Raw genomic sequence first — 9,598 nt, 5'->3', positions numbered from 1 at the left:
CGACTATTTTTGCGCCTGCGAACAAGCCCCTCATGTCCTCAGACAAGCCGCTTTCATTTCATGGCCTGATCCTGAAATTGCACGACTATTGGAGCCGTCAGGGCTGCGTGATTCTGCAGCCGCACGACGTCGAGGTCGGTGCAGGCACGCTGCATCCGGCGACCGTTCTGCGAGCCCTAGGGCCCAAGCCGTGGCGTGCGGCCTATGTGCAGCCCTCGCGCAGGCCGGCCGACGGTCGCTACGGCGAAAACCCGAACCGGCTGCAGCACTACTACCAGTATCAGGTGATCCTGAAGCCGAACCCGGAGAATCTGCAGGACCTGTATCTGGGTTCGCTGGAGGCGATCGGACTGGACGTACGCCTGCACGACATCCGATTCGTCGAGGACGACTGGGAGAACCCTACCGTCGGCGCTTGGGGCTTGGGCTGGGAGGTCTGGTGCGACGGCATGGAGGTCACCCAGTACACCTACTTTCAACAGGTGGGCGGCCTGGACGTCTGGCCCGTGGCCGGCGAGCTGACCTACGGCCTGGAACGCCTGGCGATGTACATCCAGGGTGTCGACAATTTCGCGGACCTGGCGTTCAACGATCCCGATGGTCCTGAGCCCCGCACGTACGGACAGGTGTTCCTGGAGAACGAGCGCCAGCACTCCCAGGCCAACTTCCACGGCTACGACGTCGAGACGCTGAAGCGGCAGTTCGAGGACATGGAGATCCAGGTGCCGCGCCTGCTGGGCCTTAAGGGTCCGCAGGGCCAGGCGATCGTGCTGCCGGCCTACGACCACGTGTTGAAGGCCAGCCACCTATTCAATCTGATGGATGCCCGCGGGGCGATCGCCGTGGCCGAACGCCAGAGCTACATCGGCCGCATCCGCGACCTGACCAAGATGTGCGCCGAGGCCTGGGTCGCCAACGAAGGGGCGAACGTATGATCGCGGCCTCCCTCGCGCTGGTCGCCGCCCTCGCGACGGCAGGCGCCCCGGCGCTCGCCGTGGCTCAGGCGCAGGCCGCGACCTACGGTGCGCCTGTCGACCCGGCGGTGGCCAAAGCGCGCGCCCAGGCCAGGGACTCGCTGCCGGTGTTCTGGTCGAAGTTCGACGCCAAGCCGGACGGCTATGACTCGTTTGTCGTGCAGGTCGACATGCCGACCCCGCGCGGTGGATCGGAGGCGGTCTGGGTGATGGTCGTCAGCCGGCTCGGCGACACCATCTTCGGCCGCTTCGCCAACAAGCCGACCCAGGTCGCGGGCCTCCTTGGCGCCGACGTGCAGGCAAGCGCCGCCAACGTCGTCGACTGGTCCTACACGCGAGACGGGCGCACCTACGGACACTTCACCACGCGGGCGATGTTCGATCGCGTCAGCCCGGAGATGCGCGCCAAGGCCCAGGCGACGCTGGCGCCCACGGCGCTTGAGAGCGAGTCGCGCTGATGCCCCAACTGTTGCTTGAGCTGTTCTCTGAAGAGATTCCCGCGCGCATGCAAGAACAGGCCGCTCGCGATCTGGAGCGCATGGCGCGCGAGCGCCTGGCCGCCCAGGGCATGCTGCCCGAAGCGCTGAAGACCTTCGCCGGCCCCCGCCGACTGACCCTGGTGGCCGAAGGCCTGCCAGCCGCCCAGGCCGACCGCACCGAGGAACGCAAGGGCCCGCGGATCGGCGCGCCGGACGCCGCGGTGGAGGGCTTCCTGCGCTCGACCGGCCTGACGCGCGATCAGCTGGTGGAGCGTGAAGGCGTCTATTTCGCCTCCATCGAGCGCCGCGGCCGGCCTACGGCGGAGATCATCGCGGTGATGGTCGACGAGATCGTCCGCGACTTCCCCTGGCCCAAGTCGATGACCTGGGGTGTCGGCACGCTGCGCTGGGTTCGCCCGCTCAAACGTATCGCCTGCCTGTTCGACGGCGAGGTGGTGGCGTTCGACATCGACGGGATCGCCAGCGGCGCGCTCTCGGAGGGCCATCGGTTCATGGGCCCTGCCCAGCCGTTCACCGTGCGCGACTTCGACAGCTACGCCGACGGCCTGCGACGCCACTTCGTGGTCCTCGATCCCGAGGAGCGCAAGGAGCGGATCATGGACGGCGCGCGCACGCTGACCTTCGCGCGCGGGCTGGAGCTGGTGAGCGACGAGGGCCTGCTGGACGAGGTTTCGGGCTTGGCCGAATGGCCGACGCCGCTGATGGGCGACATGGATCCGGCGTTCCTGGATCTGCCGCCGGAGGTGATCCGCACCTCGATGCGCAACCACCAGAAGTATTTCGCCGTGCGCGACCCTCGCACCAACAAACTCGCCCCGCACTTCGTCACCGTCGCCAACATCGAGGCGCCTGACGGTGGTGCGGCGATCGCCGCCGGCAACGCACGCGTGCTGTCGGCGCGGTTGAACGACGCGCGTTTCTTCTGGAACGAGGACCGCAAGCTGCGGCTCGAGGACCGGTTGGAGACGCTGAAGGGCGTCACCTTCCACGCCAAGCTCGGCACGCTCTACGAACGCATGGAGCGGATGGAGATGCTGGCCCGCGAGATCGCGCCCAAGGTCGGCGCCGATCCCGCCAAGGCGGTGCTGGCCGCGCGCCTCGCCAAGGCCGACCTCGCCACCGGCATGGTCGGCGAGTTCCCCGAACTTCAGGGCGTCATGGGCGGCTACTACGCCCGTGAAGAGGGCCTGACGCCAGTGGTCGCCGAGGCGATCCGCGATCACTACCGCCCGCTGGGCGGCTCCGACGAGGCGCCGGACACGCCGGTGACCATGGCCGTCGCGCTGGCCGACAAGATCGATACGCTCACCGCCTTTTTCGCTATCGGCGAGAAGCCGACGGGATCGCGCGATCCCTATGCGCTGCGTCGCGCGGCGCTGGGCGTGATCCGCATCCTGCTGGGCGCCGAGGCCCGCGCGCCGGTGCGCGAATTGGTGGCCGGCTGGTACCGTTCGCTGCGCTGCTTCGTCGATCCGGGCAGGGCGCTCTATATCTCTACGCACCGCACCACCGCCTACCTCGGCGCGCGCGGTCGCGCCGCGTCGCAGGAATTCGCCGCCTATCTGAAGGAGTTCGACGAAGCCCTGCTGGTGGCGACGCCTCTGGTGGTTTCCACGGACCGCGAGGTGGACGTCGAGTTCGACCGCAGCGCGCGGGCAGGGGCCGAACCGGACGGCGAGCTGCAGTACTCTTTCCGCCCCTATCCGGAGGTGGTCGAAGAAGTGACCGCCTTCCTGGCTGAGCGCCTGAAGGTGCTGCTGCGCGAGCAGGGAGAACGCCACGACCTGGTGGACGCGGTCTTCGCCCTGGGCGACGACGATCTGGTGCGCATCAAGGCGCGGGTCGAGGCGCTGGCCCGCTTCCTCGCCACCGACGACGGGGCGAACCTGTTGGCCGGCTACAAGCGCGCGGTGAACATCCTCAAGGCCGAGGAGAAGAAGGGCCCGCTGCCGCAGGGCGACCCCAAGCCGATGGACTCTGCGCCCGAACAGGAGAAGGCGTTGATTTCAGCGTTGGCGGGCGCCGAACCGGCTGTGGCGCAGGCGTTGCAGCAGGAAGATTTCGCCGCGGCCATGCGTGCGCTTGCGGGACTTCGCGCGCCGGTGGATGGGTTCTTCGATAAGGTGCTGGTGAACTCTGAAGTGGCGGCGGAACGCGAAAATCGTCTGCGGCTTTTGGTGCAGGTCCGCGAGGCCATGGGCCGTGTCGCGGACTTTTCGCAAGTGACGGGCTGAGAGGACAGGATGAATACGGAAACCCTGACCAAATCGCGTTGGGTCTACGCGTTCGGCGGCGGGGCCGCCGACGGCGACGCCTCGATGAAGAATCTGCTGGGCGGCAAGGGCGCCAACCTGGCGGAGATGTCGTCGCTGGGCCTGCCGGTGCCGCCCGGCTTCACCATCACCACCGAGTGCTGCACGCACTACTACGCCAACCAGCGCGCCTATCCGGCCGAGCTGCAGGCGCAGGTGGCCGAGGGCCTGGCGAAGATCGAACAGATTACCGGCAAGACGTTCGGGGACGCGGCCAACCCGCTGCTGGTCTCTGTCCGGTCCGGAGCGCGGGCTTCGATGCCGGGGATGATGGACACGGTTCTGAACCTTGGGCTCAACGACGCCACCGTCGACGGGCTGGCGAAGCTGTCGGGCGACCGCCGCTTCGCCTTCGATTCGTATCGTCGCTTCATCCAGATGTACTCGAACGTGGTGCTCGATCTGGACCACCACATGTTCGAGGAGATCCTCGACGAGCATAAGGAGCGCCTGGACGTCACCGTCGACACCGGGCTGTCGGCCGACGACTGGGAGAAGGTGGTCGCCGACTACAAGGCCGCAGTCCAGCGCGAGCTCGGCCAGCCGTTCCCGCAGGACCCGCAGGCCCAGCTCTGGGGCGCGGTCGGCGCGGTGTTCGCGAGCTGGATGAACGATCGGGCCAAGTTCTACCGGCGCATGCACGACATCCCGGAAAGCTGGGGCACCGCGGTCAACATCCAGTCGATGGTGTTCGGCAACATGGGCGAGACGTCGGCCACCGGGGTCGCCTTCACCCGCAATCCGTCCACCGGCGAGAACCGCCTGTATGGCGAGTTCCTGATCAACGCCCAGGGCGAGGATGTTGTCGCCGGCATCCGCACGCCTCAGGCGCTGACCCGCATCGCGCGCGAGGAAATGGGCGAGAAGTCGTCGTCCATGGAAGAGGCGATGCCGGAGGTGTTCAACGAGTTCAAGTCGGTGGTGGAGCGCCTCGAGCACCACTACCGCGACATGCAGGACATCGAGTTCACGGTCGAGAAGGGCCGTCTGTACATGCTGCAGACGCGCAACGGAAAGCGCACCGCCAAGGCCGCGCTGAAGGTCGCCGTCGACCTCGCCAGCGAAGGCCTGATCACCCGCGAAGAGGCGGTGATGCGCGTCGAGGCCGCGTCCCTCGACCAGTTGCTTCACCCGACCATCGACCCGAGCTCACCGCGCAATGTGATCGCGTCCGGCCTGCCGGCCTCGCCCGGCGCGGCCACCGGCAAGATCGTCTTCGACGCCGAGGAGGCTGAACGCCTGGGCGGCGCGGGCGAGTCGGTGATCCTGGTGCGCGAAGAGACCAGCCCCGAGGACATCCGCGGCATGGATGCGGCCCGCGGCATCGTCACCGCCCGCGGCGGCATGACCAGCCACGCCGCGGTCGTCGCCCGCGGCATGGGCCGTCCCTGCGTCTCCGGCGCTGGCGAGATCCACATCGACGGCAAGGCCGGCGAGATGCGGGTCCGCGGCCGCACCTGGCGCGCCGGTGACATCATCACCATCGACGGCTCCACCGGCGAGGTGCTTGAGGGCGCGGTGCACATGATCGAGCCCGAGCTGTCCGGCGATTTCGCCACCCTGATGACCTGGGCGGACGGCGTGCGCCGCCTGAAGGTCCGCGCCAACGCCGAGACCGCCCAGGACGCCCGCGCGGCCCGCCAGTTCGGCGCCGAAGGCATCGGCCTGTGCCGCACCGAGCACATGTTCTTCGACACCGACCGGATCGCGGCGGTGCGCGAGATGATCCTGGCAGACGATGAGAAGGGCCGCCGCACGGCGCTGGCCAAGATCCTGCCGATGCAGCGCGCCGATTTCGTCGAGCTGTTCGAGATCATGGAAGGCCTGCCGGTCACCATCCGACTGCTCGACCCGCCGCTGCACGAATTCCTGCCGCACACCGAGGAGGATGTGGCCGCCGTCGCCGCGGCCACCGGCCTCGACCCCGCCAAGCTGATGCAGCGCGCCCGCGAGCTGCACGAGGTGAACCCCATGCTGGGCCATCGCGGCTGCCGCCTGGGCGTCGCCTACCCCGAGATCTACGAGATGCAGGTCCGCGCCATCGTCGAGGCGGCCTGCGAGATCGTCGGCAAGGGCAAGGCTGCTCCCGTGCCGGAGATCATGCATCCCCTGGTCGCCAAGGGCGAGGAAATGAAGTTCCTGCGCGAGCTCACCGACCGGATCGCCAAGGCCGTGATCGCCGAGAAGAAGTGCGAGATCGAATACCTGGTCGGCACCATGATCGAGCTGCCGCGCGCCGCGATCCGCGCCGCCGACCTGGCCGAGAACGCCGAGTTCTTCTCGTTCGGCACCAACGATCTGACCCAGACCACGTTCGGCATCAGCCGCGACGACTCCGGCCGCTTCCTCAACGCCTACATCGAGGCCGGGATTTTCGAGAAGGATCCCTTCGTCAGCCTCGACCAGGAAGGCGTCGGCGACCTGATCCGCATCGCGGTGGAGCGGGGTCGCGCGGCGCGCCCGGACGTCAAGCTCGGCATCTGCGGCGAGCACGGCGGCGACCCGGCCTCCATTGAGTTCTGTGAAAAGGTCGGCCTGGATTACGTGAGCTGCTCGGCCTACCGCGTGCCGATTGCACGCCTGGCCGCAGCCCAAGCGGCCATCGGCGAACGCGAGAAGGACCGCTAGGCGCGACCCCTACGTCTCGCTCACCCTGGCGAAAGCCGGGGCCCAAGCTGAGTTGCGCATTGCGCGCTGATCTTCCGCTTGGGTCCCGACTTTCGTCGGGATGAGCGGTGTAAGGGCAGGCCGGGCAGCCGTAAGCTGACCGCTCCTGCGGAGGCGCCTGGATGATTCCCGCATCGAGCTTCGATCCGGCCGCGGCGACGGCGGCCTACCTGGCGCAGCTGCCGCCCGAGGCGCACGCCCGCGCCCAGGCCTACACCCAAGGCGGCCATTGGCTGCTGCTGTTCGGCGCGCTGGCTGCGGTCGCCGCCGCTTGGCTGGTGCTGCGCTCCGGCCTGCTGGTGCGCCTGCGCAGCAGGATCAACCGACCCTGGCTGGCGGTTCTCGCCGTGGTCGCCGTCGACCTGTTAGCCGAGGGCCTGCTGCTGACGCCTTGGGATATCTACGAGGATTGGGCGCGCGAGCGCAGCTATGGGCTCTCCGATCAGCCTCTGGTGGGCTGGCTCACCGAGCACGCCATCGGCCTCGCCGTCTCGATCGTCATCACCTTGCTGCTGGCGAGCGGCCTTTATGCGCTCGCCCGCCGCGCACCGCGCACCTGGTGGGCGTGGAGCGGCGGACTCACAGCGGTCTTCGTCGTCCTGCTGATGGTCGCAGCGCCTGTGTTCATCCAGCCGCTGTTCAACACCTATCGCCCGGCCCCGCCCGGCCCGGTCCGCGAGGCGGTGGAGAGGCTGGCCCGCGAGAACGGCGTGCCGGCCGACAAGATCGTGATCTATGACGGCTCGCGTCAGTCCAACCGCTACACCGCCAACGTCTCCGGCCTTTTCGGGACCGCGCGGATCGCCATGAGCGACGTGATGTTCGCCAAGGGCGCGGACCTGGGCGAGGTGCGCGCCGTCGTCGGCCACGAGATGGGCCACTATGTCCAGCACCACGTCCTGTGGATGGCAGGCGGCTACGGCCTGCTGGCGATCTTCGCCCTTTGGCTGGTCGACCGGCTGTTCCCGCTGGTGCTGCGGTTGACGGGCGCGCGCGGCGTCGAAGGTCTAGCCGATCCCGCAGGCTTCCCGGCGGTGGGGATCATTGTCACCCTCATGGCGCTGGCGGCGACGCCGCTGACCAACTCCATGACCCGCATCGGCGAGGCCGCCGCCGATCGCTTCTCGCTGGAGCGCGCTCGCGAGCCGGACGGCCTGGCCCGCGCGCTGATGAAGACCGTCGAGTACCGCTATGCGACGCCGGGGAATCTGGAGGAGGCGATCTTCTACAGCCACCCCTCGGTCGGCGCGCGCATCCGCCGAGCGATGGACTGGAAGGCGGCCCACCAGGTGCGTTAGATCGGACCATGTGCAACGCCTACGGCTACCTGGCGCCGATCGACAAGCTGATCGACAGCTTCCGCCAGCTTGACCTGCCACTAAGGTTCGACGATGGCCGGGTGCCGAATCTGCAACCTCGCGACCTGATCCGACCTACCGATCCCGCACCGATCCTGCGCGCCCGCGATACGGGCGAAGGCGCCGCGGCGGGCCTGGAACTCGTCGAGCTGCGGTGGTGGCTGATCCCGTTCTTTCATCGCGGGCCGGTAAAGGCCTGGAAGGCGATGACCACCAACGCGCGCGCCGAAACCATCGCCACAACGCCCGCCTACCGCGAAGCCTATGCGCGCCGCCGCTGCCTGGTTCCCGCGACCCACTTCTTCGAATGGACCCCGCTGGATCCCGCCAAGCCCAAGGGGCCGAAGCAGCGCTGGCGGGTCACCGCGCCGGGACAGGAGGTGTTTTACTTCCCGGGCTTGTGGGAGCAGTCGCGTCCCAGCGATCATGACGGCCCGTTGCAGAGCTTCACCCTCGCCACCTGCTCGGCCGGCGAGGACGTCAGCCCTTACCACATCCGCCAGCCGGTGATCCTCGACGCGGCCGCCGGCGCGCAGTGGCTGGACCTGTCGGGGCCCGGCGAGGCGCAGCTGCGTCCGCCTCCCGCCGGCACGCTGACATTCACCGCGGACTAGAGAGACAGGGGCGCCTGCAGCGGCGGGACGGGGTTGCGCGCGGCGCCGAACGTCGCCTGGTGGTAGTAGGGATAGCGCCTTGGCGGCTTGCTGACCGTGGTCAGCCGCTCCATCTCCTCGTCGTTCAGCGACCAGCGCGCCGCAGCCAGATTGTCGGCGAGCTGCGCCTCGGTCCGCGCGCCCATGATTACCGAGGTGACGCCGGCGCGCCGCACGACCCAGTTCAGCGCGACCTGGGCGGCGCTCACCCCGCGCGCCGTGGCGATGTCGTCCAGCACGTCGACGATGGCCCGCGCGCGCTCGTCATCCACCGTCGACAGGGCGTCGCCGCTCAGCCGGGTGGCCGCGTTCTCGCCGGGCTTGCGGTACTTGCCGGAGAGGTAGCCGCTGGCCAGCGGGCTCCAGATCAGGGCGCCGACGCCTTGGTCGAGGCCCAGCGGCAGCAGTTCGTCCTCGGCGTCGCGCCACAGCAGGGAGTACTGAATCTGCTGGCTGGCGTAGCGGGTCAGGCCGATGCGGTCGGACGCGGCCAGCGACTTCATGGTGTACCAGCCGCTCAGGTTGGATGAGCCGATGTAGCGAACCTTGCCGGCGCGCACGAGGTCGTCCAGGGCGCGCATGGATTCCTCCGGCGCGGTCAACAGGTCCTGATTGTGGGCCTGATAGAGGTCGATGTAGTCGGTGCGCAGGCGCTTCAGGCTGGCCTCGCAGGCCTGGATGATGTGGTGGCGCGAGGCGCCCTGGTCGTTGGGGCCGGTCCCCATCGGGCTGTGGAACTTGGTGGCGATCAGCACGTCCTTGCGCTTGTCGCCCAGCGCCTCTCCGAGAATCTCCTCCGACACGCCGTTCGAATAGACATTGGCGGTGTCGACCAGGTTGACGCCCGCGTCGAAGCACTGGTCCAGCAGGCGCCTGGCCTCCTCGACTTGCACTTGACCCATGTGGGAGAAGCGGCCGACGCCGCCAAACGTCATGACCCCGAAGCAGTAGGCCGAGACCTTCAAGCCCGTGCGGCCGAGCACGCGATATTCCATGGCGCTTCTCCCTTTGATTTTCCGCGAACCTAGCGACCGGCTGAGGCGTTGCGAAGGCGCGTTCGCTCCACGGTATTCGGTCCAGGCGGCTCGGCCATGGCGCACGCCCGGCCAAAGGGTTAGCTGAGGGGATAGATTC

The 9,598-nt window shown here is 68.3% G+C and carries 7 protein-coding genes; 6 read left to right on the top strand and 1 reads right to left on the bottom strand.

What is annotated here, in order from left to right; translation table 11 throughout:
• Nucleotides 1-32: 32 nt before the first annotated feature.
• The 6 genes from Q8R27_RS02675 (at nt 33) to Q8R27_RS02650 (ending at nt 8,425) form a co-directional block, all read left to right on the top strand.
• Nucleotides 33-935: a glycine--tRNA ligase subunit alpha gene (locus tag Q8R27_RS02675; protein WP_305697564.1), complete on the top strand. Its 903-nt coding sequence runs from the start codon at nt 33-35 to the stop codon at nt 933-935.
• Entirely contained in the window at nt 932-1,432 is a 501-nt protein-coding gene (locus tag Q8R27_RS02670; protein WP_305697560.1) for a DUF2314 domain-containing protein, read from the top strand. Before Q8R27_RS02675 ends, Q8R27_RS02670 begins: the two co-directional genes overlap by 4 nt.
• On the top strand, nt 1,432-3,708 hold the full coding sequence (gene glyS / locus Q8R27_RS02665) for a glycine--tRNA ligase subunit beta (protein ID WP_305697559.1): 2,277 nt from the start codon (nt 1,432-1,434) through the stop codon (nt 3,706-3,708). Before Q8R27_RS02670 ends, glyS begins: the two co-directional genes overlap by 1 nt.
• 9 nt (nt 3,709-3,717) lie before the next feature.
• Nucleotides 3,718-6,414, top strand: a complete 2,697-nt coding sequence (ppdK, locus tag Q8R27_RS02660; protein ID WP_305697558.1) for a pyruvate, phosphate dikinase — start codon at nt 3,718-3,720, stop codon at nt 6,412-6,414.
• Between the two features lie 161 nt (nt 6,415-6,575).
• Nucleotides 6,576-7,751, top strand: coding sequence for a M48 family metalloprotease (locus Q8R27_RS02655; protein WP_305697557.1), 1,176 nt, complete (start codon nt 6,576-6,578; stop codon nt 7,749-7,751).
• A gap of 8 nt (nt 7,752-7,759) precedes the next feature.
• The gene (locus tag Q8R27_RS02650; protein WP_305697556.1) at nt 7,760-8,425 is read left to right on the top strand and encodes an SOS response-associated peptidase; all 666 of its coding nucleotides are present in this window, start codon (nt 7,760-7,762) and stop codon (nt 8,423-8,425) included.
• Here the strand turns inward: Q8R27_RS02650 and Q8R27_RS02645 are convergent.
• Nucleotides 8,422-9,459 carry an aldo/keto reductase gene (locus Q8R27_RS02645; RefSeq protein WP_305697555.1) on the bottom strand — a complete coding sequence of 346 codons (1,038 nt, stop codon included), beginning with the start codon at nt 9,457-9,459 and terminating at the stop codon, nt 8,422-8,424. The two genes, Q8R27_RS02650 and Q8R27_RS02645, sit on opposite strands and share 4 nt — an antisense overlap.
• Nucleotides 9,460-9,598: the final 139 nt, after the last annotated feature.

Source organism: Phenylobacterium sp. (assembly GCF_030697305.1).
Lineage (GTDB): Bacteria > Pseudomonadota > Alphaproteobacteria > Caulobacterales > Caulobacteraceae > Phenylobacterium.
This window is presented reverse-complemented; position numbering and strand designations above follow the sequence as displayed.

Excerpts from the sequence above, each read along its gene's own strand:
- Q8R27_RS02675 (WP_305697564.1), top strand. The coding sequence starts at position 33 with ATGTCCTCAGACAAGCCGCTTTCATTTCATGGCCTGATCCTGAAATTG.
- Q8R27_RS02670 (WP_305697560.1), top strand. The coding sequence starts at position 932 with ATGATCGCGGCCTCCCTCGCGCTGGTCGCCGCCCTCGCGACGGCAGGC.
- glyS (WP_305697559.1), top strand. The coding sequence starts at position 1,432 with ATGCCCCAACTGTTGCTTGAGCTGTTCTCTGAAGAGATTCCCGCGCGC.
- ppdK (WP_305697558.1), top strand. The coding sequence starts at position 3,718 with ATGAATACGGAAACCCTGACCAAATCGCGTTGGGTCTACGCGTTCGGC.
- Q8R27_RS02655 (WP_305697557.1), top strand. The coding sequence starts at position 6,576 with ATGATTCCCGCATCGAGCTTCGATCCGGCCGCGGCGACGGCGGCCTAC.
- Q8R27_RS02650 (WP_305697556.1), top strand. The coding sequence starts at position 7,760 with ATGTGCAACGCCTACGGCTACCTGGCGCCGATCGACAAGCTGATCGAC.
- Q8R27_RS02645 (WP_305697555.1), bottom strand. The coding sequence starts at position 9,459 with ATGGAATATCGCGTGCTCGGCCGCACGGGCTTGAAGGTCTCGGCCTAC.